This window comes from Massilia sp. Masssp94, from assembly GCF_059491305.1.
In genome coordinates this window covers 3,409,048-3,431,627 of the sequence record NZ_CP168501.1, presented here as the reverse complement: position 1 = coordinate 3,431,627, position 22,580 = coordinate 3,409,048, and the positions used below count along the sequence as shown (strand labels likewise).

23 protein-coding genes are annotated in these 22,580 nt (G+C 66.3%); 6 read left to right on the top strand and 17 right to left on the bottom strand.

All coding sequences use genetic code 11. From position 1 onward, the window contains the following. Window positions 1-4 precede the first annotated feature (4 nt). The 11 genes from ACEN9G_RS15235 to ACEN9G_RS15185 all read right to left on the bottom strand — a co-directional run bounded on the left by ACEN9G_RS15235 (window position 5) and on the right by ACEN9G_RS15185 (window position 13,177). Window positions 5-2,116 carry an HDOD domain-containing protein gene (locus tag ACEN9G_RS15235; protein ID WP_483127736.1) on the bottom strand — a complete coding sequence of 704 codons (2,112 nt, stop codon included), beginning with the start codon at window positions 2,114-2,116 and terminating at the stop codon, window positions 5-7. 347 nt (window positions 2,117-2,463) lie between these two features. Next, window positions 2,464-3,738 (bottom strand): multidrug effflux MFS transporter, encoded by a 1,275-nt coding sequence (locus ACEN9G_RS15230; RefSeq protein ID WP_413338931.1) that lies wholly within the window; start codon window positions 3,736-3,738, stop codon window positions 2,464-2,466. A gap of 3 nt (window positions 3,739-3,741) precedes the next feature. After that, the gene (locus ACEN9G_RS15225; RefSeq protein WP_495605558.1) at window positions 3,742-4,917 is read right to left on the bottom strand and encodes a THUMP domain-containing class I SAM-dependent RNA methyltransferase; all 1,176 of its coding nucleotides are present in this window, start codon (window positions 4,915-4,917) and stop codon (window positions 3,742-3,744) included. A 354-nt stretch (window positions 4,918-5,271) separates the two neighbouring features. Then, a complete protein-coding gene (locus tag ACEN9G_RS15220; protein WP_413338935.1) occupies window positions 5,272-5,685 on the bottom strand; it encodes a CopD family protein in 414 nt (137 codons plus the stop codon). Between the two features lie 88 nt (window positions 5,686-5,773). After that, entirely contained in the window at window positions 5,774-7,039 is a 1,266-nt protein-coding gene (locus ACEN9G_RS15215) for a glutamate-5-semialdehyde dehydrogenase (RefSeq protein WP_413381544.1), read from the bottom strand. Window positions 7,040-7,061: 22 nt separating this feature from the next. Further along, a complete protein-coding gene (gene holA / locus ACEN9G_RS15210; RefSeq protein WP_413340940.1) occupies window positions 7,062-8,078 on the bottom strand; it encodes a DNA polymerase III subunit delta in 1,017 nt (338 codons plus the stop codon). 15 nt (window positions 8,079-8,093) lie between these two features. Further along, the gene (locus ACEN9G_RS15205) at window positions 8,094-8,615 is read right to left on the bottom strand and encodes an LPS-assembly lipoprotein LptE (protein ID WP_413340938.1); all 522 of its coding nucleotides are present in this window, start codon (window positions 8,613-8,615) and stop codon (window positions 8,094-8,096) included. 3 nt (window positions 8,616-8,618) lie between these two features. Continuing rightward, window positions 8,619-11,264 carry a leucine--tRNA ligase gene (leuS, locus tag ACEN9G_RS15200; protein WP_413340936.1) on the bottom strand — a complete coding sequence of 882 codons (2,646 nt, stop codon included), beginning with the start codon at window positions 11,262-11,264 and terminating at the stop codon, window positions 8,619-8,621. 60 nt (window positions 11,265-11,324) lie between these two features. Then, window positions 11,325-11,651, bottom strand: a complete 327-nt coding sequence (locus ACEN9G_RS15195) for a barstar family protein (protein WP_056123988.1) — start codon at window positions 11,649-11,651, stop codon at window positions 11,325-11,327. 97 nt (window positions 11,652-11,748) lie between these two features. Beyond that, window positions 11,749-12,558: a 4-hydroxy-tetrahydrodipicolinate reductase gene (gene dapB / locus ACEN9G_RS15190; protein ID WP_413340934.1), complete on the bottom strand. Its 810-nt coding sequence runs from the start codon at window positions 12,556-12,558 to the stop codon at window positions 11,749-11,751. 1 nt (window position 12,559) lies between these two features. Further along, entirely contained in the window at window positions 12,560-13,177 is a 618-nt protein-coding gene (locus ACEN9G_RS15185; protein ID WP_371767319.1) for an outer membrane protein assembly factor BamE, read from the bottom strand. An 81-nt stretch (window positions 13,178-13,258) separates the two neighbouring features. On the opposite strand from ACEN9G_RS15185, the gene fur reads away from it, so the two are divergent. After that, window positions 13,259-13,687, top strand: a complete 429-nt coding sequence (gene fur / locus ACEN9G_RS15180; protein WP_036234473.1) for a ferric iron uptake transcriptional regulator — start codon at window positions 13,259-13,261, stop codon at window positions 13,685-13,687. Between the two features lie 16 nt (window positions 13,688-13,703). Here the strand turns inward: fur and hrcA are convergent, their stop codons facing one another. Together hrcA and ACEN9G_RS15170 are read right to left on the bottom strand one after the other, a co-directional pair. Next, window positions 13,704-14,717, bottom strand: a complete 1,014-nt coding sequence (hrcA, locus tag ACEN9G_RS15175) for a heat-inducible transcriptional repressor HrcA (protein ID WP_413340932.1) — start codon at window positions 14,715-14,717, stop codon at window positions 13,704-13,706. 60 nt (window positions 14,718-14,777) lie between these two features. Continuing rightward, window positions 14,778-15,500 carry an HAD family hydrolase gene (locus ACEN9G_RS15170; protein WP_413340930.1) on the bottom strand — a complete coding sequence of 241 codons (723 nt, stop codon included), beginning with the start codon at window positions 15,498-15,500 and terminating at the stop codon, window positions 14,778-14,780. Between the two features lie 232 nt (window positions 15,501-15,732). Here ACEN9G_RS15170 and ACEN9G_RS15165 point away from each other — a divergent pair, with 232 nt between their 5' ends. Next, window positions 15,733-16,332: a hypothetical protein gene (locus tag ACEN9G_RS15165; protein WP_413340929.1), complete on the top strand. Its 600-nt coding sequence runs from the start codon at window positions 15,733-15,735 to the stop codon at window positions 16,330-16,332. Between the two features lie 23 nt (window positions 16,333-16,355). Continuing rightward, window positions 16,356-17,063 carry a hypothetical protein gene (locus tag ACEN9G_RS15160; RefSeq protein WP_413340927.1) on the top strand — a complete coding sequence of 236 codons (708 nt, stop codon included), beginning with the start codon at window positions 16,356-16,358 and terminating at the stop codon, window positions 17,061-17,063. Window positions 17,064-17,408: 345 nt separating this feature from the next. Here ACEN9G_RS15160 and ACEN9G_RS15155 read toward each other — a convergent pair whose 3' ends face one another. Continuing rightward, window positions 17,409-17,579 (bottom strand): hypothetical protein, encoded by a 171-nt coding sequence (locus tag ACEN9G_RS15155; protein ID WP_413340925.1) that lies wholly within the window; start codon window positions 17,577-17,579, stop codon window positions 17,409-17,411. A 226-nt stretch (window positions 17,580-17,805) separates the two neighbouring features. On the opposite strand from ACEN9G_RS15155, the gene ACEN9G_RS15150 reads away from it, so the two are divergent. Beyond that, on the top strand, window positions 17,806-18,582 hold the full coding sequence (locus tag ACEN9G_RS15150) for a hypothetical protein (protein WP_483126741.1): 777 nt from the start codon (window positions 17,806-17,808) through the stop codon (window positions 18,580-18,582). Window positions 18,583-18,588: 6 nt separating this feature from the next. On the opposite strand, the gene ACEN9G_RS15145 is transcribed toward ACEN9G_RS15150, so the two are convergent. Beyond that, a complete protein-coding gene (locus tag ACEN9G_RS15145; RefSeq protein WP_483126740.1) occupies window positions 18,589-19,155 on the bottom strand; it encodes a hypothetical protein in 567 nt (188 codons plus the stop codon). Window positions 19,156-19,249: 94 nt separating this feature from the next. Beyond that, window positions 19,250-20,524 carry a S8 family serine peptidase gene (locus tag ACEN9G_RS15140; protein WP_483126739.1) on the bottom strand — a complete coding sequence of 425 codons (1,275 nt, stop codon included), beginning with the start codon at window positions 20,522-20,524 and terminating at the stop codon, window positions 19,250-19,252. A gap of 89 nt (window positions 20,525-20,613) precedes the next feature. Here ACEN9G_RS15140 and ACEN9G_RS15135 point away from each other — a divergent pair, with 89 nt between their 5' ends. Both ACEN9G_RS15135 and ACEN9G_RS15130 read left to right on the top strand, forming a co-directional pair. Then, window positions 20,614-21,102: an RNA polymerase sigma factor gene (locus ACEN9G_RS15135; RefSeq protein ID WP_483126738.1), complete on the top strand. Its 489-nt coding sequence runs from the start codon at window positions 20,614-20,616 to the stop codon at window positions 21,100-21,102. Then, on the top strand, window positions 21,099-21,797 hold the full coding sequence (locus ACEN9G_RS15130; RefSeq protein WP_483126737.1) for an anti-sigma factor family protein: 699 nt from the start codon (window positions 21,099-21,101) through the stop codon (window positions 21,795-21,797). Before ACEN9G_RS15135 ends, ACEN9G_RS15130 begins: the two co-directional genes overlap by 4 nt. Here the strand turns inward: ACEN9G_RS15130 and rsmA are convergent, their stop codons facing one another. Beyond that, complete coding sequence (rsmA, locus tag ACEN9G_RS15125; RefSeq protein ID WP_483126736.1) at window positions 21,798-22,577, bottom strand: 16S rRNA (adenine(1518)-N(6)/adenine(1519)-N(6))-dimethyltransferase RsmA; 780 nt, start codon at window positions 22,575-22,577, stop codon at window positions 21,798-21,800. Window positions 22,578-22,580 lie beyond the last annotated feature (3 nt).

The window sequence follows — 22,580 nt, the reverse complement described above, 5'->3', positions numbered from 1 at the left end:
TACCTTATACGGATCCAAGCGCGCGCACCGGCGGTATGGCCGGGGCGCCGGCGCCGGCATGCGCCGGCAGCAGGATTTCAAAACTGGTGCCGGTCGTGCCGCTGCGGCAGGCGATATGCCCGTTCAGCTTCTTGACCAGGCTGTGCACGATCGACAGGCCGAGACCGTGGTGCGGTCCCTCCTTGGTGCTCTTCACGGCCGAGAACAGGTTGGCCAGCACCTCGCGCGACAGGCCCGGCCCGGTGTCGGAGACGACCAGTTCCAGGTACAGCCTGCGCTCGCGGTTCACGTGGCCGCGGTTGGCGATCTCGATGCGGCCGCCGCTGCCGGACAGCGCCTCGATCGCGTTCTTGACGAGGTTCACGAGGATCTGCTTGAGGATGTCCGGATCGCCCTCGATGCGGCTCTCGACGTCCGACATGCTCACGACGATCTCCACGTTTGCCGGAATGAAGTTCGTCGTGCGGAACAGGCGCAGCACGTCGTCGACGACGCGGGCGACGTCCGCCGCCGGCGCACTGTCGACCTTCGACGTAGCGGCGCCCAGCTGGATCTCGGTCAGGCTGCCCACCAGCTGGCCGACGCGGTCGATCTCCTCGTTCAGGATCGACAGCTCGGCGCTGACGGGTTCCTGGCGTTCGAGCTTGCTGTCCAGGACCGACAGGTAATTCTTGATGATGGCCAGCGGGTTGTTCACTTCGTGCACGACGCGCCGCGACGCTTCGCGGTATTCCTCCGCCACGTGGGCGAGCTGGCGGCGTGCGTGGCCCCGTTCCGACATCGCCGTCTCCAGCGCGCCCGCGGCCTGCGCACCGAACGCGTGCAGGAAGCGCTCGCGCTTCTGGCACGCCGGCAGCTGCCACGTCGCGACGCCGCCGATCATCACGCCGAGGCAGCGCGCGCCCGCGACGAGCGGCAGGCACACGAGCGATTCCGTGCCCAGCATGCGCAGCAGCTGTTCTTCGGCGAGGCCGAGCGGACGGCCGTCGCGGCGGATGAAGCCGAGGCGGCGGTCCAGCGCGGCCTGCGCGACGGCGCCGCCCTTCGCCAGCGGTACCGTGAATTCGGCAATGCGCTGCTGGTTCGCGGTCGGCGCGCCGACGAGGGCCTGGCCGGTCGGGTTCTCCAGCAGCACGACGGCGTTCGCGAAATCGAACAGGATGCGTGCCGAGCGCGTCATCGCTTCCAGCAGGCCCGACTCGCCCTGCTGGCGCGCGAACGCCTGGCCCACTTCGGACACGAGCACCAGGTTGCGCACTTCCTCGGACAGGCGCTGCTGCACGGGATCGACGGGCGGCGGCGGCGCGAACGCGGCCGGCACGGGCAGGTCGTCGGCGCCGGCGAGATCGATGCCGAGGTGGATCGCGGCCTTCTCGACCTGGCGCGCGGCGAGGCCCAGCAATTCGTCCGGCGCTTCCGGACCGAGACCGCACAGCGCGCGCGCCTCGTCCACGAGGGTATCGTCGTGCGCATGGCAGGCCAGCACGTGGGCCACGCGCACGATGCGGATCAGGGGATGCGCCGCTTCCAGGCGCTCGCTCGGCTCATGGTGGTACAGCACGGAATCGGCGAGGAAGGAATCGAGCTGCCAGCGTTCGATCAGCCAGGCGCCCGCTTCCGCATGCGTGATCTGCAGGGTGCGCTGTTCGACGGCGCACAGGTCTTCGTCGTCGCGCGCCGTGAAGTTGAAGGCGTATTCCTTCGGCGCCGTCGCGAGCAGCGCCAGGCGGCCGACGTTGTGCAGCAGGCCGGCGAGATACGCTTCTTCCGGCTGCGCGTAATTCATGCGGCGTGCGGTTTCGCGCGCCAGCACGGCGGCCGTCAACGAGTTCTTCCAGAACGCGCGCAGGTCGGTGGCGCTGGAATTCGGGAAGCTGTTGAAGGTCTGGAAGACGGAGTCGCTGATGACCAGCGTCTTGATCATGTCCGTGCCCAGCGCCACCATCGCCTGCTCGAGGTTCGGCTGGCGGCTGTTGCGGTGGTACGCGGAGCTGTTGGCGACGGTGAGGATCTTGCCGGTCATGCCGGCATCCTTCGCAACCAGCGCGGCCAGTTCGGGCATGCCCAGATCGTCCGCCTGCAGGTGTGCAAGCAGCTTGATGAGGATCTGGGGCATGGCCGGCAAGCGCGCGATCAGCAGGCGATTGCGGATGTCCTGGTCAGGTTGATGTATGGATTCAAGCACGGCCGCCAACTTGGTTTTTGGGTGATGGCCGCTCTCCCCTGCGGGGGCTGCCACAGTGTTCGTTCTTGCGGTCCCTGGAATAGATCAATGCTTACATCGTTATTCCAAGCATGAAAAACTTATCTTAGCATATATACATTTCTGACCGGGAACAATACTTTCCAAGAAATTTGACGCGTTTTAGAATCAAATTTCAACTGAAATGTATTGACAATGCGCAGAGAAGTCCCTGAAATTTAGCATTTATTTACGATCACTATCATTACCGCAACTACTTTTTAAGCGAGAGCCTTGTACCGGCGGTACTGGCGCGACGTCATCCAGCATGCCAGCGACGCCAGCGCAAACGCGGCCTGGCCGAGCGCCATCGCCAGCACGGAATGGGTCAGCGCCGGCGCGATGAGGCCGGCGACCAGCGCGCCCATCAACGTGGTCACGAACGACTGGCACGACGCCACCGTGCCGCGGATGTGCGGGAACAGGTCGAGCGCGAGCAGGGTGGCGCTGGGGTTGATGATCGAGCTGCCGAAGTTATAGAAGAACATCGGCAGCACGGTCCACGGCAGCGCCGGCGGCAGCACGGCGTGGTAGGCGACGGAGCCGGTGACGGCCGCCAGCATCAACGCATAGCCGATCGCGATTTGGCGCGAGAACGTCATCTTGCCCGCCAGCCGGTTGGCGACCAGTGCGCCCAGGAAGATGCCGCTCACGGCCGGCACGAACAGCCACGCGAAATCCGACGGCCCGAGGTGCAGGTGCACGGGCAGCAGCACCGGCGCACCCGCGATGAACAGGAACATGCCGCCGAAGTTGAACGCGACGATCCCGGACTTCATCTGGAACAGCACGGAGCTGAAGATGTCCCAGTAGCTGCGCGCGAGGAAGCGCGGGTTGAACGGCTGGCGGCGTTCCACCGGCATCGTCTCGGGCAGGTGCTGCCAGCACACCCACCACAGCACGACGGAAAACGCGAGCAGGCCGAGGAAGATCGAGCGCCAGTCGAACGCGGACACGACCCAGCCGCCCAGCACGGGCGCGATGGCCGGCGCGATCGAGAAGATCATCGTCACCATCGACAGCAGCCGCGCGGCCGGCGCGTCCGAATACAGGTCGCGGATGATCGCCCGGCCCACGACGACGCCGGCACCGGCCGATACGCCCTGCATGATCCGGAAGATCCACAGGTAGTGCACGGAATGCGCGGACGCGCAGCCGAGCGTCCCGACCGCGAACACGATCAATCCGACGAGGACCACGTTGCGCCGCCCGAACGCGTCCGACAGCGCGCCATGCCACAGCGACATCGCGGCGAAGGCCAGCATGTACGCCGTCAGCGTCTGCTGCACTTCCAGCCCGGTCGCGTGCAGCGACGCCTGGATCGCGGGGAACGCGGGCAGGTAGGCGTCGACGGAGAACGGGCCGAGCATCGACAGCGCGGCCAGCAGGGTGGCGAGGCCGCCCGCCGACAGCATCGCGATCTTGTGCGGTGCCGGCAGCGGGATGGGGGTGACGGGGTCTTTCGGTAGATTGTCCGGTTCGGGTTCGGGCAGCATTGATTATTCTTCTTTCGGTTTTGCGGCGTCGCGGCGATTGAAACCTGCCACCATGTCGAAGCGGAACAGGCGGCATTCGAGGGCGCCGTTGAAGAACGGGGTCTTGCGCGATTCCTTCAGGCGCAGCATCTTCGGCAGGCCCAGGTCGGCCGTGAACAGATATACCGTCCAGCCGGCGAAGCGCTGCTTCAGGGTAGCGGAGAGCTGCTGGTAGAAGCCGACGGCCATCTCGTCCTGCGGAATGGTGGAATCGCCGCGCACGCCGATCCGCTCGCCGTACGGGGGATTCGTCACCAGCAGGCCGGGCTCGCTGGTGGGCGGCTGCACCTGCTGCGCCTCGATCTGCTTCAGCGGCACCTCGAACAGGATGCCGGCCGAGCGCAGGTTGTGACGCGTCATCGCGACCATGTCGCCGGAGATGTCGGAGCCGAAGATCGTGGGTTCGGCCGGCAGCGGGTTCGGCTTGATCGCCGTCTTCATCTCCTGCCAGGCCTTGGCATTGAAGTTCCTGAATTTCTCGAACGCGAAGCGGCGGCGCGCGCCGGGCGGGATGCCCTGCACCATCTGCGCGGCCTCGATCAGGATCGTGCCCGAGCCGCACATCGGATCGAACAACGTCATGCCCGGCTTCCATCCGGCCACGCGCAGCAGGCCGGCGGCCAGGTTTTCGCGCAGCGGCGCGTCGCCCGTCTCCTCGCGCCAGCCGCGCTTGAACAGCGCTTCGCCGGACGTGTCGAGGTAGATCGTGAAGTTGCGCTGGTCGAGGAAGCCCATGATGCGCATGTCCGGCGTGCGCGTGTCGACGGACGGGCGGCGGCCGAACTGGTCGCGGAAGCGGTCGCAGACGGCGTCCTTGATCTTCAGCGTGGTGAACTCGAGGCTCGTCAGCGGCGACTTGATCGCGGTGATGTCGACGCGGATCGTGTGGTCGACGCTGAACCAGTCTTCCCACGGCTGTTCCAGCACGAGGTCGTAGATGTCGTTCTCGTTGGCGTAGGTGCGGTTGGCGATGCGCAGCAGCACGCGCGACGCGATGCGCGAATGCAGGTTGATGCGGTACGCGTCCGTGTCCGTGCCCGAGCAGTGGACGCCGCCGGGCACCTGGTTGTGCACCTTCAGCGACGTGCTGCCGGTGGTCTGTGCGATCTCGGCCAGCTCGTCGGCCAGCGCCTGTTCCATGCCGCGCGGGCAGGGGCAAAAATAGGAAGTCATGGGGTACCCTTTATCCGTATTGAAAAACATTCGGGGTCAGAGCCCGGTTTTCACGGGTGGGCTCTGACCCCGACTGACTAAAAAAGAACATTCGGGGTCAGAGCCCGGTTTTCACGGGTGGGCTCTGACTCCGACTGACTAAAAAAGAACATTCGGGGTCAGCGCCCGGTTTTCACGGGTGGGCTCTGACCCCGACTGACTAAAAAAGAACATTCGAGGTCAGAGCCCGGTTTTCACGGGTGGGCTCTGACCCCGACTGACTAAAACGAAGCGGCCGGGGATGTAGGCCCGGCCGCCAATCAATCTGGTTGAATCTTCAGGTCAGAACGGTTTGACGACGACCAGGATCACGATTGCCAGCAACAGTAAAACCGGCACTTCGTTGAACACGCGGAACCACTTATGGCTGCGCGTATTGGCGCCGCGTTCGAACTTTTTCAGCAGCGATCCGCACGCATGATGGTAGCCGATCACGAGGATCACGAGCGCCAGTTTTGCATGCAGCCAGCCGCCCTTGATGCCGAAGCCCAGCCACAGCCACAGGCCCAGCAACAGCGCCGGCACCATCAGGATCGTCGTGAAACGGTACAGGCGGCGCCCCATGCCGAGCAGGCGCTCGACGACGGCCGGGTTGCTTTCCTGGGCCAGGTTCACGTAGATGCGCGGCAAGTAGAACAGGCCGGCGAACCACGAGGCGACGAAGACGATGTGCAGCGCTTTGATCCAGAGGTACATGCAGATCCTTTACGTAGGGTGGGCACCCTGTGCCCACGCGTGAAGTTTGCGGTATGTTGGCGTTACACGTGGGCTCGGGGAGCCCACCCTACTTGCGGATCTCTCCGTGGCCGAACACCACGTACTTCAGCGACGTAAGACCCTCCAGCCCGACCGGCCCGCGCGCGTGCAGCTTGTCGTTCGAGATGCCGATCTCCGCGCCCAGGCCGTATTCGAAGCCGTCCGCGAAGCGCGTCGACGCGTTGATCATCACGGAGGCCGAATCGACTTCGCGCAGGAAGCGCATCGCGTCCGTGTAATCCTCGGTGACGATGGCGTCCGTGTGCTTCGAGGAATACGTGTTGATATGCTCGATGGCCGCGTCGATGCCGTCCACGATCTTCACGGCGAGGATCGGCGCCAGGTATTCCGTGCTCCAGTCCTCTTCCGTCGCGGGCGTCAGATGCGGGTAGCCCTGCAGGATCGCCAGCGCTTCCGGATCGGCGCGCAGTTCCACTTCCTTCGTCGCGTACAGCTCGGCCAGTTGCGGCAGCACGGTCGGCGCGATGGCGCGGGCGACGAGCAAGGTCTCCATCGTGTTGCACGTGCCGTAGCGGTGCGTTTTCGCGTTCATCGCGATCGGCAGCGCTTTCGCGATGTCCGCCTTCGCGTCGATGTAGACATGGCAGATGCCGTCCAGGTGCTTGATCATCGGGACGGTGGATTCCTTCATCAGGCGCGCGATCAGGCCCTTGCCGCCGCGCGGGACGATCACGTCCACGAATTCCGGCATCGTGATGAGGGCGCCGACGGCCGCGCGGTCCGTCGTCTCGACGACCTGCACGCCGTGCTCCGGCAGGCCGGCACCGCGCAGACCTTCGGCGACGAGGGCCGCCAGCGCGCGGTTGCAGTGGATGGCTTCCGAGCCGCCGCGCAGGATGGCCGCGTTGCCGCTCTTGATGCACAGGCCGGCGGCGTCGACCGTCACGTTCGGGCGTGCTTCGTAGATGATGCCGATGACGCCCAGCGGCACGCGCATGCGGCCCACCTGGATGCCCGTCGGGCGGAATTTCAGGTCGGTGATCTCGCCGATCGGGTCGGGCAGCGCGACGATCTGGCGCAGGCCGTCGACCATCGTGGCGATCGCCTTGTCGGACAGCGCGAGGCGGTCCAGCAGCGCCGGCTCCAGGCCGGCGGCGGCCGCCGCTTCCATGTCGCGCGCGTTGGCGGCGCGGAGCTGGTCGGCGTCGCGCTCGATGGCGGCGGCGATCAGCAGCAAGGCCTGGTTGCGGGTGGCGCTGTCCGCGCGCGCCATGCCGCGCGACGCCGCGCGTGCCTGGCGGCCCATTGTGTGCATGGTCTCGGTGATATCCATCGTGCTTCTTCCTGTGATTTCGTTATGTCGACGCGACTTTCAACGCCAGCTGCAGCATCGCATCCCACGCATCGCCCGCGAACTGCTTCGCGCGCAGGCCCTTGACCATCCTGTCGACCTGCGCCGCCTGCTGCAGCGCCGCTTCCAGCGTCGGCAGGGAGATCCGGCGCAGCGCCGGTTCCATCATGCGCTCGCGCGGGCCCCAGATGCGGTATTCCTTCAGCAGCGCGCCCAGCGGGCGTCCCTGCGCCATCCCTGCCTTTAATTTTAGCAGCGTACGGATTTCTTCGGAGACGGCCCACAATACCAGCGGCAGCGCCTCGCCCTCGCCTTTCAAACCTTCCAGCATGCGCACGAGGCGGGCCGGGTCGCCGGCCAGCATCGCTTCCGACAGTTTGAAGACGTCGTAGCGCGCCACGTTCAGCACGGCGTCATGCACCTGCTCGTACGTCAGCTTGCCCGGTTCGTACAGCAGGCCGAGCTTCTGGATTTCCTGGTGCGCCGCCAGCAGGTTGCCCTCGACGCGGTCGGCGATGAAGTCCAGGCTCTGGCGGTCCACGCTCTGGTTCTGAGCGGCCAGACGTGTGCCGATCCAGCCCGGCAGCTGCGCGCGTTCCACGTTCGGGATCTCGACGTAGACCGCGGTCTGCTGCAGCGCCGCCACCCACGACGCCTTGGCCGTCTGCCAGTCCAGCTTCGGCAGGGTGATCAGGGTGAGGTTGTCGGGGTTCAGGTCTTTCGCATAGTTCTGCAGCGCGGCGCTGCCGTCCTTGCCGGGCTTGCCGCCGGGGATGCGCAGCTCGATCAGCTTCTTGTCGCCGAACAGCGACATGGCCTGGTTGGCGGCGAGCAGCTCGCCCCATTTGAAGTTGCGCTCGACCGTGAGCACGTCGCGCTCGGAATACCCTTGCGCGCGCGCGGCACGGCGGATCTTGTCCGCCGCTTCCAGCGCGAGCAGGTGCTCGTCGCTGGTGATCACGTACAGGGGCGCGAGCCCCTTGGCGAGGTGCCCGTCGAGCGCCTCAGGCCGCAACTGCATGGTGTTCCTTTTTAATCAAGTGGCTGGTTTGATCGACGCGAGGCGGCGGATGATCTGCTGCACGAGGTCCGCCTGCATGTCGCGGTACAGCAGCGCTTCTTCCGATTCCTTGGCCAGCACCTGGGTCTCGTCGAACGCCATGTTCCGGCGCAGCGAGATCTGCGTGGGCGGCACCAGTTCCGCGCCCTTCGCGTCGCGCACCGTGAACGACATCGTGTACGTCAGCAGGTATTCGCGCACGCGGCCCAGGCTGTTCAGCGACAGGATGGACTTGTTGCGCGACTCGCCCAGCAGCACGAACTGCGCCTCGGCATCCGCCGCCTTGTCGGCGATGACCACCTGGTCCGTCGCGCGCAGGTTGCGCTTGAGTTCCGTGCCCAGCGCGGACGTGTCCGGGAAGCCGAGATAGATGCTGTGGAACGGCATCGTGTAGCTGCCGTTCGAACCGCGCAGCTGGAAGCCGCAGCCCGCGGTGGCACTCGCCACCAGCAGGGCCGCAACCGCGCGCACCGCCAACTTCCGGGTCAGGGCGCGCATGGCTTACACCACGATGTTGATCAGTTTGCCGGGGACGACGATGACCTTCTTCGGCGTGCCTTCGACGAACTTCTGTGCGGCTTCCGACGCCAGCGCGGCGGCTTCGATGGCGGCCTTGTCGGCCTCCTTCGGCACCTTCACCGAACCGCGCAGCTTGCCGTTCACCTGGATCATCAGCTCGATCTCGGCCTGCTCCAGCGCGGCCGGATCCACTTCCGGCCAGGCCACGTTCAGGATGTCGCCGTACTTGCCGGCATAGCCGAGTTCCTGCCACAGCGCGTGCGTGATGTGCGGCGCGACCGGGTTCAGCATGCGCAGGAAGATCGACAGGCCTTCCGTGATCACCGCGTCCGACGCTGCACCTTCGGCCAGCTTGCTTGACTCCAGCGTATTCAGCATCTTCATGCAGGCCGAGACGACCGTGTTGTACTGGATGCGCTTGAAGTCGTAATCGGCCTGCTGCAGCACCTTGTGCACTTCGCGGCGCAGCGTTTTCTGCGCGTCGTCCAGCGTCCCAGCCTGTTGGCCGGCCAGCGCGGCGGCCACGCTCTGCTGCTTCGCATGAGCGAAGGCCCAGACGCGGCGCAGGAAGCGGCTCGCGCCTTCCACGCCCGACTCCGACCACTCGAGCGTCTGCTCCGGCGGCGCGGCGAACATCGTGAACAGGCGGGCGGTATCCGCGCCGTACTGCTCGATCTGCGCCTGCGGGTCGATGCCGTTGTTCTTCGACTTCGACATCTTCTCGGTGCCGCCGATGACGACCGGCTGGCCGTCTTCCTTCAGCACCGCCGATTGCGGACGGCCGCGTTCATCGAACGTCAGGCTGACCTCAAGCGGGTTGTACCACGTCTTCTTGCCCGACGCGTCTTCGCGGTAGTAGGTCTCGTTCAGCACCATGCCCTGCGTGAGCAGGTTGACGAACGGCTCGTCGAATTTCACGAGGCCGAAGTCGCGCATGACCTTCGTCCAGAAGCGCGCGTACAGCAGGTGCAGCACGGCGTGTTCGATGCCGCCGATGTACTGGTCCATCGGCATCCAGTAATCGTTGCGGGCTGGGTCGACCATCGCGTCGTTCGAACCCGGCGACGTATAGCGCATGTAGTACCAGGACGAGTCGATGAACGTGTCCATCGTGTCCGTCTCGCGGCGTGCGGGCGCGCCGCAGCACGGGCAGTCGACCTTGAGGAACGCTTCGTGTTTCTTCAGCGGGTTGCCGGAGCCGTCCGGGACGCAGTCTTCCGGCAGCACGACGGGCAGGTCCTTCTCGGGGACCGGCACCGTGCCGCACTTCTCGCAGTGGATCATCGGGATCGGCGTGCCCCAGTAGCGCTGGCGCGAGATGCCCCAGTCGCGCAGGCGGAACGTGACCTTCTTGTCGCCCAGCTCCAGGTTCGCGAGATCGCCCGCGACGGCGTTGACGGCCGACGTGTAATCCAGGCCGTCGTACTTGCCCGAATTGATGACGACGCCCTTCTCTTTATCGCCGTACCACTCCTGCCAGCCGTCCAGCGAGAACGTTTCGCCTTCCACGGCCACCACCTGCTTGATCGGCAGGTCGTATTTTTGCGCGAAGCCGAAGTCACGCTCGTCGTGGGCCGGCACGCCCATCACGGCGCCGTCGCCGTACGTGATCAGCACGTAGTTGCCGACCCAGACCGGCACCTGCTCGCCGGAGATCGGGTGCGTCACGAACAGGCCCGTCGGCATGCCCTTCTTTTCCATCGTCGCCATGTCGGCTTCGATGACGGAACCCTGCTTGCACTCGGCGATGAACGCCTGCAGTTCCGGATTGTCCTTGGCGGCGTGCTGCGCGAGCGCGTGTTCCGGCGCGACGGCGCAGAAGGTCACGCCCATGATCGTGTCGGCGCGCGTCGTGAAGACGTACAGCTTGCCATCGTTGATGAGCTCACCCTGCTCGTCCATGATCACGTGCGGGAACGCGAAGCGCACGCCGGTCGACTTGCCGATCCAGTTGGCCTGCATGATGCGCACGCGCTCCGGCCAGCCCGGCAGCTTGTTCTCGACGTGGTCCAGCAGTTCGTCGGCGTAGTCCGTGATGCGCACGTAGTACATCGGGATCTCGCGCTTTTCCACGACCGCGCCCGAGCGCCAGCCCTTGCCGTCGATGACCTGCTCGTTCGCGAGCACGGTCTGGTCGACCGGGTCCCAGTTCACGGTACCGGTCTTCTGGTAGATGATGCCCTTCTCGAGCATCTTGAGGAACATCCACTGGTTCCACTTGTAGTATTCCGGCTTGCACGCGGTCATTTCGCGCGACCAGTCGATCGCGAGACCCATCGACTCCATCTGGCCGCGCATGTGGGCGATGTTCGAATAGGTCCACTGGGCCGGCGGCACGTTGTTCGCCATCGCCGCGTTCTCGGCGGGCATGCCGAAGGCGTCCCAGCCCATCGGCATCAGCACGTTGTAGCCGTTCATCCGCAGGTAGCGGTACATCACGTCGTTGATCGTATAGTTGCGCACGTGACCCATGTGCAGCTTGCCCGACGGATAGGGCAGCATCGAGCAGGCGTAATACTTGCCTTTCGGGAAACGTGGGTCGTTTTCGACGGCTTTATACGCGTCGATCGACTTCCAGTAGGCCTGCGCGGCCTGTTCGACTTCGGCTGGACTATATTTTTCTTGCATGATGTTCTGCGGACTGAAGGAGGTGAGCAGAACATTATATCGTGTCACATGACAAGCGACCTACCGCAGTTCGAGCTCCAGCGCCGCCTTCTCGCCATAGTCCTCGTAGCGCTCGTTGATGCCGATGATGCAGAACGCCATCTCTTCCAGCACGTCCGGCGCCCGTTCGCGCAGGGCTTCCGAGTGCGTCACGACGATGTGCAGCACCTCGTCCTTCTTCAGGCGGACGCTGCTCATGCCGTCCTCGTCGCGCAGGTAGCTCAGGCAATCGACCCAGGAATCCATCGTGTGCGCGTACGAATCGGGGAAGCCGAACGCACGCTGGCTCTCGACGTGGAAGCTTTCCGCATCGGTGATCGCGGCGCCGTTGAGCTCGACGGTGGCCATGGGGAATCTCCTATGAATGGGCGAAAAAAAGCCCGTCTTGTGGACAGTATGCCAGCAGATCGCCGGCAAAGCCGTCCAGTTCGACGGGCGTGTGCGATCAGGCCTTGAGACCCAGCACGTCCTGCATGTCGTACAGTCCCGTTGCCTTGTCGGCAATATAACGCGCGGCGCGCAGCGAGCCCTGGGCGTAGCTGACGCGGCTGCTGGATTTGTGGCTGATCTCGATGCGCTCGCCGATGCCGGCGAACAGCACGGTGTGGTCGCCCACGATGTCGCCGCCGCGCACGGTGGCGAAGCCGATCGTCGACGGGTCGCGCTCGCCCGTCACGCCTTCGCGGCCGTAGACGGCACATTCCTTCAGGTCGCGGCCCAGCGCGTCGGCAATCACTTCGCCCATCTTGAGCGCGGTGCCGGACGGGGCGTCGACCTTGTGGCGGTGGTGGGCCTCGATGATCTCGATGTCATAGCCGTCGGAGAAATTCTTAGCCGCCATTTCCAGCAGTTTCAGCGTGACGTTCACGCCGATGCTCATGTTCGGGGCGAAGACGATCGCGGTCTTCTCGGCGGCGGCGCGGATGGCGGCCTTGCCGGCGTCATCGAAACCGGTGGTGCCGATGATCATCTTGATGCCGTGCGCGGCGCAGTATTCCAGGTGCTGCAGCGTGCCTTCGGGGCGCGTGAAATCGATCAGGAAGTCGGCGTCCGCCAGGCCCTTGGCCAGGTCGGACTGGATCACGACGCCGGTCAGCTGGCCGGAAAACGCGCCGGCGTCCGAATTGATGAACGGGTTGCCTTCGCGGTCGAGGGCGCCGGCGAGGACGGCGTCCGGCGCGGCGGCGATGGCTTCGATCAGCATGCGGCCCATGCGGCCGCTGGCGCCGGCAACGGCGATTTTCAGTTGGGTCATGTTATTGTCCTCCGCCGCCTTTCGCAGCCTCGTCGCGCTTACGCTTGAGCTCGTCCAGCGATTCCTGCTCGGTCTTGGTTTCGTATTTCGAGATGCCGATCAGGCGATTGATGTATTCGCGTTCCGTCGGCAGGTTGCCGCCGTCGAAGTGGTCGACCTTGTCGTCCTTGAAGTAGACGGTGACGCGGCTGGTGGTCAGCTCGCCGTTACCGCGCGCAAGGTAGAACGGGTAATCCCAGCGGTCCTTGTGGAAGGCGTCCTGCAGCAGCGGGCTGCCGAGGATGAATCTCACCTGGTCGCGGGTCTGGCCGACCTTCAGCTGGTTCAGCATTTCCTGCGACACGAAATTGCCCTGCTGGATGTCCGGCCGGTACGGCGAGAAGATCCAGAGGAATTTCTGCAGCTGGGTGACGGTCGTCGTCTGCGCGCCCGAATTCGCGATTGCCGCGGACTTGCCGGCATCGGCGGCGACCGCGTCGGGGGCGGTGCTCACCGGCGCCGCCGGCTTGGTCTGGTTACGCCAGGCCGCGCAGCCGGACAGCGCCAGCGTCATGCAGGCGAGGCCGGCCACGAGCGCTGCCCGTGCGTGGGAACGATGGAAAACGGCTTTAGTGCGCATATCTGACCTTAAAATCGATGAGGCGGGGGCGTTCAAAACGCTATATCATAAAGCACTCCGCCCATATCCGAGTAACAAAACATGAGCAACAATCCAACCGACCTGAAAGCCAGCGGCCTGAAAGCGACCTTGCCTCGGCTGAAAATCCTGGAAATTTTCCAGAACAGCGCGGTGCGGCACCTGACGGCGGAAGACGTCTACAAGACCCTGCTGAACGAAAACATGGACGTGGGCCTGGCGACCGTCTACCGGGTGCTGACCCAGTTCGAACAGGCCGGCCTCCTGAACCGCAATCACTTTGAAACCGGCAAGGCGATCTACGAGCTGAATGCCGGCTCGCACCACGACCACCTCGTGTGCCTTGACTGCGGCCACGTGGAAGAGTTCTACGACGACGAGATCGAAAGCCGCCAGCAGAAGATCGCCAGCGAACGCGGCTTCAAGATCGCCGAGCACGCCCTGGCCATCTACGGCCACTGCCAGAAGACGGATTGCCCGCACCGGCACTGACCGCCTGCCGCTCCGCTCAGGAGTGGCTCAGCGCGCTCGACAGCAGCTTGGCCGTGATGTCGACGATCGGGATCACGCGCTCATAGGCCATGCGCGTGGGTCCGATCACGCCGAGGGTGCCGACGATCTTGCCGTTCACTTCGTACGGCGCGGTGACGACACTCATCTCGTCCATCGGCACGAGCTTCGATTCGCCGCCGATGAAAATCTGCACGCCGCCGGCCTTGCTGGACACATCGAGCAGCTGCATCAGGCCCGTCTTCTGCTCGAACATCTCGAACATCTGGCGTAGCGAGCTCATGTTGGACGACAGGTCGGCCACCGAGAGCAGGTTGCGCTCGCCCGCGATGATCATGTCGTCCGTCTCGGCCAGCGCTTCGCTGCCCGCCTCCACCGCGGCCTGCATCAGGCGGCCCATGTCGTCGCGCAGCTGGCGCAATTCTCCCGTCAGGCGCGCGCGCACCTGGTCGAACGACAGGCCGGCGAAATGCTGGTTCAGGTAATTCGCGGACTGGATCAGCTGGGACGGCGAATAATCGACGTCGGTCAGCAGCAGCCGGTTCTGCACGTCGCCGCGCGGGTCGACGATGACGAGCAGGATGCGCTTTTCCGACAGACGTAAAAATTCGATCTGCTGGAACGCCGATTCGCGCCGCGGGCTCTGCACGACGCCGGCGAACTGCGACAGCGACGACAGCATCTGCGCCGCGTTCGCGATCACCTTCTGCGGCTGGTGCGCGGGCAGGCGCATGCCGGCTTCGACCGCGTTCTCGTCGATCTGATGCACGGTGAGCAGCGTGTCGACGAACAGGCGGTAGCCACGCGGTGTGGGAATGCGGCCAGCCGACGTGTGCGGACTGGCGACGTAGCCCATTTCCTCGAGGTCGGCCATGATGTTGCGGATCGTGGCCGGGGAGAGGTCGAGGCCGGAGATCTTCGACAGCGCGCGCGAACCGACCGGCTGGCCGTCGGCGATGTAGCGCTCGACCAGGGCTTTCAACAGGGTTTGTGCACGGTTATCGAGTTGCATGGTCTAGCCAGGATTTCGTTTCATTTATGTCATTATGCACGTTCGATGCGTGCTTGTGCTTTATCCGCGCTGTTGTTCGTGTTCGCGCGTGAGCCAGTCCAGCAACTCGTCGAAGTCGCGCACGATCGCATCCGGCACCACTTCGTGCTCCATGTGCTTCGTCGAGCCCGTGCGGTTCATCCAGACGGCGCGCAGGCCGGCGCGCTGGGCGCCCCGCACGTCGAGCAGCACGTCGTCGCCGACGTAGACCGCATCCTCGGGCGCCACGCCCAGCTCCTTGCAGGCGGCCAGGAAGATCGCCGCATCCGGCTTGGCGACGCCGAACGCCGACGCCGCCACCGACACCTTGAAATGGTGCGACAGGCCGATCGTGCGCAGGTCGGCGTTGCCGTTCGAGATCGACCCGATCAGCACGCGGCTCTTCAGTTTCAGCAGGCCCGGCAGCACGTCGTCGTACGGGATCACGGCATTGCGCGCGGCGAAGAACTGCGCCATCGCGTGCTCGACCTTGGCGGCATCCTCGCGGGCCTGCTGGAAGGCGTCGACGAGGCCGGCATGGCGCAGCTTGCCGAGGTCGAGGTGAAATTCGGGCTTCTTCGCCAGCAGCTCCAGGCGCGCCTGGCGCAGGGTGTCGATGGTGAAGCGCTCGGCCACGCGCGGCGCGTGCTCGCGCAGCCACGCGAACAGCTTCTCTTCGGCCTGCAGGATCACGGGGGCGATGGGCCACAGCGTGTCGTCGAGGTCGAACAGGATGGCCTTGGGCCAGGCGCGGCGCGTGTTCATGGTCGGGATTGCGGCTCCGGAAACGAAGCTTGGAGAGTGGAAAGGAGCGGTCCAAGCATAACGAGGGCAGCGCTGAAAAGCAATGGCGCCCCGGACACGCGCTCATGGTTACACCGTGATACAAAGCCAAATAGGGCCGCCGCTTGCCAAATGCACTAAAATGATGGGCATTTTTCTATTCGGCCGTACCGGCGCAGCGTCCGCGCGCCACCCATTCCACTGTGGAGATTTTATGAAGAGCTCGATCCTGCGTGCCGGCGTTGTAGCGCTGGCATGCGCGCTGGGCCTGTCCGCCTGCGGCGGCGGGAGCGGCGACCTGTACCTGACCGGCGCGGTCTATAACGTCACCAAGGACGGTCTGGTGCTGACGAATAACGGCGAAGACCTGGCCGTGACGACGCCCTACCAGTCGTTCCAGTTCAACAACCGCATCTCGACCGACGACCAGTTCAACATCACGGTCAAGAGCGTCCCGTCGAACGTCGAGAAGATCTCGGATTGCGTCGTCACCAACGGCAAGGCGCGCGCCAATTACTACACGATCGCACAGATCCGCGTGGACTGCGCGATCCGCAAGCGTAAATTGACCGCGAGCATCGTCAACCTGACGGCCAGCGGCCTCGTGATCATCAATGGCGCCGACCGCAAGGAGGTCGCGGCGGGCACCGCAACCGTGTCGATGGCCCCCGTGAACGAAGACGGCGCGTACGGCGTCACCGTCCTGCAGCAGCCGGCCGGCCAGACCTGCACCGTCAGCGGCGGCGGCAACGGCAAGGGTGCGGGCACCATGGGCGCGACCGAAGACACGACCGTCACCGTCACCTGCGCTTAAATCTGGAATCTGGAGAGACCCACATGAAGTTTTCCCTCGCGCGTCCGGCCTTCGCCCTCGCGGTCCTGGCCACGCTGGCCGCCTGCGGCGGTGGCGGCAAGGCCACGTTCCCGATCAACATCACGGTCAGCGGCCTGCAATACCCGGGCCTGGTCCTGAGCACGAACGGCCAGGACCTGCCCATCAATCCGCCGGCCACGGCCGGCCAGGACGTCACGGCCGTCTTCCCGAACCAGATCGAATACGGCCAGGTCTATGAAGTGATCCCGAAAGGCGCGGTCGTCACCAATCACACCCCGGTGGGCGGCACCCAGCCGAAACACCAGACCTGCTCGGCCTCTAACTTCCTGCCGTACGGCACGGCTGGCCAGCTGGCCAGGATCGACATCCGCTTCGTCTGCTCGATCAATCCCTACGCACTCGGTGGCACGGTCAAGGGCCTGACCGGTACCGGCCTCGTCCTGGCAAACGGCAGCACGACGGGCACCATCGGCGTCAGCCCCGCGCTGGACGCCAACCAGAAACCGACCGGCGCGGACGTGGCCCTCATCATGAACTCGGTTCCGTACAACACGACTTATGGCGTGACCGTCCTGACCCAGCCCACCAACCCGGCCCAGACCTGCACCGTTACCGGCGGCGCGAACGGCTTCGGCGGCGGCACGATGGACGATGCGGCGGAAGCGGCAGGCGGCGTGGGCAACCTGGTCGTGACCTGCGTCAATAACTGAACCCGGAGAGCATGGATGAGATATCGCAAATTCTTATAACGAATATGCGAAACAAAAATTGGACTGATATGCTGTAGCGCAGCATAATTGCACCTGTCTCCTCCAACTCTCCTCAGAAAGAATTGGATTTAAGCCCGCCTCAACAGCGGGCTTTTTTTTCGCCCATACGGCAACAAGCGTCCCTGCGGCGGCATGCCGTCGCGGCTGGTCAAGGTCTGCGGGGTGCCGGCGGAGGTGCCGGTATTGCCTGGTGCGATGGGCCTCCGGGGCCCGGTCCGAACGGCGCTCTCGAGCTGCGCGTTCTGCGTCTTCACTGCCGGGCGGCAGTTGCTTCCACTACGGGTGTTACGGGCGCTTCGCGGTCACTTTGACGACGGCCATCTGCTGGCCTTCGATCGTTACCTGCGCATCGTAGCGCTCGTGTTTGGCGACGCTGGCGGCGTGTGCGGCGCTCGTCACACCCACGAGGACGGCGGCTGCGAGGAAGATGGCTTCCATGTGTTTGAGGACGTTCATTTTGGCTCTCCTTGTGTGTTTGTTTCGTCGATGGTGTCACTGTAGGCGACCGCCCCCTTCCCTTCCACCGGCGTGCGACGAAACGCAAAAAACACTGGATGGAAGGATCAAAAGCGCGCCCAAAAAGCGGATGGTGCGTTGCCGCATCAGCAGCCGACGCATGAGAACGCTCAACAGCCAGGCCGGATTCGCTGGCGATACTTCTCGAGGGCACAAAGGGGACGACATGGATCGGCAAAACATCCTGGAACTCGAGGCGAACGGGGCGGCTACGCCCCTGGCGACGGTGCGGGCCTGGAATGCGCTGGCACTCGGAACGATCGGCACCGTGGCACTCGCACATGAGCCCGCGCATGCGCTCGCCCTCGTGCATACCTGCATGTACAACGCGTGGGCGGCGTACGACGATAACGCCCGCCAGACCGCGCATGGCGTGGCCGTGCGCCTGCCGCGGGCCGAACGCGACGCCGCCAGCCAGGCCGCCGCGATGGGGCATGCGGCCCACGCCGTACTCGCCGGCCTGGACGCCCGGTCTGGCACGGATGCGGGCACGGATGACGGTCTGTTCACGCCAAAGGGCATCGGGCGCATGCAGGCGGCCGCGCTGCTCGACGTCCGCGACCGCGACCAGCCGTTCGCGCTGATGCCGGCCGAGGTCCGCCCGGCCGCCGCCGCACGGCCGCTGGCGCTCGTCGCGGTGTGGTGCGACGTGGCGCAGCGCGTGTCCGTCCGCGACGGGCATGACGACGACCGCGACGTGCTGCTGTTCTTCGTGCTGGCCAATGCGCTGGCCGACGCGGACGACGCCGCGCGCGACGGCGTGTGCGCCGCCTTTGCCGCCGCCGAGGCGCTGCGCCGCTTCACGGGCAGCGACATCCTGGACGACGCCACATTCACGGACCTGGCGGCGCAGTCGGGACCGGGGCCCGGTCAGGACATGGGAAGAAAGGTCGGCGCGCGCGTGTTCGACAAGGCGCGCCGGTACTGGCAAGGGGACATGTAACGCGTCTTACTGGCGCGACGCGGTACCGGATGCCTGGCTCGCACCCGAGCCGCCCGTGCTGCCCGCCGCTGAACCGCCCGCGCTGCCTTCGACGGCCACGCTGCCGTTCATGGACGACGCCGTGTCGCGCACCGAGCCGACGGCGCCGCGGGCGGTGCCTGCCGCGCCACGGGCCGCGCCGGCGGCACCGCCGAGTGCCCCGGGGACGGCACTCGCATCCACGCTGGCCGAGCCGGAGCCGTCCGCGCGGGCCGAGCTTCCGGCGCCCGCATTTCCTGCCAGGCTGCCGGCGCCCGCCAGCACGCCCGGTCGCTGCGCAGGTGCGCTCCCGGCTGCCGGCTGGCTGGTAGCGCGGCCCGCGCGGCCAGCGGTCTCGTCGCGCAGCGTGCCGCCCATCGTGTGCACGCGGCCCATGTCGCTCATCCCGCTCATCCCGCTCATCCCGCTGATACCGCCGATGGAGCCGCCCAGCGAGCCGCCCAATGAGCCGCCGAGCCGGCCGCCGAGCAGCTGCGCGTGGGCCTGGGTGGCGAGACCGAGGGCGAGGACGAGGGTAATGTACTTGGCTTTCATGACTGTTCTCCTTGTGATGGGGCGGTGTCTCTCACCGCCGATACAAGGAAAACGGATGGGCTCGCCGTTTTCTTCCACCCTTCAAAAAATTTTTTCAGCGCAGGTCCGCCGGGTCCGTGCGCAGGCTTGCGCCGACGATGCCGTACCCGGTCTCGTCGTTCGCGACGGCAGCGCCGGCCTCACGCACGAGTGCGTCCACGGCGCGCGCGGCGCCGGTCCGGTCCGGCCGGGGCAGCCGCTGCGCCAGCAGGGCCGCGACGATGGGCGCCGCGAACGACGTGCCGCGCACCTGGCGGTACGGTGGCGTGCCCGGCGCGGCGCTGACCATCTGGCTGCCCGGCGCGGCGAATTTCACCTGCGGCCCCCGTGCCGCTTCCGGCAGCGGCCGGCCGCGCCGGTCGACGCCCGTCACGCCGACGACGCCGGGATAACTGGCCGGATACAGCGGCGGTGCCGCCGGCCCGTCGTTGCCGACGGCGGCCACGAGCAGATGTCCCCGCGCCTGCATCGCGGCGACGGCCCGCGCCAGCAGCGCATTGGCCGGGCCGACGAGGCTGATGTTCACGACGCCGACCTCCTGCTGGTCGAGCCAGCCCAGCGCGGCGGCGATGCGGTCGGCCGCGCCGCCCACCGGGCTGCCGCAGTACACGTCGGCCGCGTACAGGCGCGCGCCCGGCGCCGCGCCGCGCAGGTAGTCGGAACGCCCGACCATCAGCGCCGCCACCGCCGTGCCGTGCGGCGCGGGGATCACCTGGCCGCCGCAGCCCCAGCGCGTGATCGCGGCATCCTCGAACACGGGGTGGGCGCCGTCGACGCCGCTGTCGACGAGGCCGATGCGCACGGCGTCTCCCTCGCCGGCGCGAACGCCGCCCGCCGCCCCGCTGCCCGTGTAGACATGATTGAAATCGTAGCTGCCGTCCGGATCGATGGCGCGCAGGCGCTCGACCATGGCCGCGGTCGACGCACCGGCCGGCAGGCGCAGCACCACCATGCGCTCGCCCAGCCCGGGCAGCACCTCGTCGCGCACGACCGCCGCGCCCGCGTCACGCGCCGCCTGCAAGGCCGCCTCGGACGGCGCCCCGGCCAGCACCTCGCCGCGCAATGCCGGCTCGCCGCGCGGGTCGGCCTCCAACTGGTCCGGATGGTCGCGCAGCAGGCGCCGGACGGTGTCGACGCGCAGGTGGCCGAGATCCGGCAACGGCGCGCGGTCGAGCAACCGGTCGACCGGGCGGCGCACACCGTCCAGCCCCAGCGGGCCGATGCGGCTGGGCAGCGGCAGCGAGGGCAGGCCCAACTGCGCGTGCGCGGAGACCGTGCCGCACAGGAGCGCCAGGGCCACAAGAGCACGCATATTTACGAAGGGACTCATGAGTGGATCATATATGATTGGCTGATATCCCAATAACGAACGGCGCCGGGAAGAAAATCCCCGCCCGGATCGTTTACCTCATAGAGACCATGCTTGCCGACGACATCGCCGCCCTGCTGCCCCGCATGCGCCGCTTCGCGCGGGCGCTGACCTATCATCGCGAAGACGCGGACGACCTCGTCCAGATCGCGATGGAGCGCGCGCTCGGCCGCAGCGAGCAGTGGGAACCGGGCACGCGGCTCGACAGCTGGCTGTTCCGGATCATCAAGAACGCGTGGATCGACGAAGTGCGCAGCCGGACGCGGCGCGCCGAGTTATTCGCGCCCGAGGAGGAAGGCGAACACGTGGGCGACGACACCGCGCAGGCGCACCAGCAGCGGCTCGCGCTGCAGAAGGCGATCAGCCTGCTGTCCGGGGAACACCGGCTCGTCGTGGGCCTCGTGCTTGTCGACGGCCTGCCGTACAAGGAAGCGGCCGACGTGCTCGAGATCCCCGTCGGGACGCTCACGAGTCGCCTCGCGCGCGCCCGCGACGCCCTGCAGCAACTGCTCGCCGACCCAACACGAAGGACACCATGACGTATTCCGACGACACCCTGATGGCCTATGCCGACGGCGAGCTCGAACCCGCCGAACGGGCCGCCATCGAACAGGCGATGCGCACCGATCCCGCCATCGCCGCCACCGTGGAGCGCCACCGCGCCCTGCGCGCGGACGTGGCCGCCGCGTTTGCCGGCATCCTCGACGAACCCGTGCCCGCGCGGCTGCAGCCGCCGGCACCCGTCGTATCTCTGGCTGTGGAGCGCGACAAGCGGCGGCGCTGGTCGTGGCCGGAATGGGGCGCGCTGGCGGCCATGCTCGTCGTCGGCGTCCTGGCCGGCCGGATGATCCCCGGCGGCGGCGGTCCGGCCATCGCCGGCAACGGCAACCTGGTGGTGGCGCAGGGAGAACTCGCGTCCGCGCTGGACCGCCAGGTCGGCGGCAAGGCGGAGGGCGCGGTGAAAGTCGGCGTCAGCTTCGCCGCCCGCGACGGCGCCTACTGCCGCGGCTTCGTCATGGGCGCGTCGGCCGGCCTCGCGTGCCGGGAAGGCGGACAGTGGAAGATTCCCGTGCTGGCCGAGGCGGAGAAGGAAGCGGCGGGCGGCTACCGCCAGGCCGGCAGCGCGTTGCCGCCGGCCGTGCTGGACGCGATCGACGCGCGCATCGCGGACAAGCCGCTCGACGCGGCGGGAGAAGAAGCGGCACGGGCGCGCGGATGGCGGCCCGCACGTTGATCAGCCCTGCGGCTTGAGGATGTTGGCGAGCGCCACGTACTGCTCGAGCCCCACGGCCTCCGGACGCGCGCCCGGATCGATGCCGGCGTCGACGAGCTGCTGTTCGGTGAACATGCCGGCCACGCAGTTGCGGATCACCTTGCGGCGCTGCGAGAATGCCTTCTGCACGACGGCACTCAGCGCGTCCGCGTCGGCCGGCAGCTGGCGCTTCGTCGGCACCATGCGCACGATGGCGGAATCGACTTGCGGCGGCGGATCGAATGCCGTCGGCGGCACGACGAACAGCATGGCCATGTCGTAGCGCCACTGCAGCATCACGGACAGGCGGCCGTAGGCTTTCGTGCCCGGCTCCGCCACCATGCGCTCGACGACTTCCTTCTGCAGCATGAAGTGCTGGTCCTCGACGAGGTGGGCGAAATCGGCCAGGTGGAACAGCAGCGGGCTGGAGATGTTGTACGGCAGGTTGCCCACCACGCGCAGCTTCTTCCCTTCCGGGACGGGGATGCTGCCGAAATCGAATTTCAGCGCGTCGCCCGAGTGAATGGTCAGCCGCTCGCGCGGATACGCTTTTTCCAGGCGCGCGACGAGGTCGCGGTCCAGTTCGACCACGTGCATGTGGTCGAGCTCCTTGAGCAGCAGCGCCGTCATCGCGGCCAGGCCCGGGCCGATTTCGACCATGGTGTCGCCGCGGCGGGGGTTGATGCCTTCGATGATGTCGTGAAGGACGTGGTCGTCGGTCAGGAAGTTCTGGCCGAAGCGCTTGCGGGCTACGTGTTTCATGGT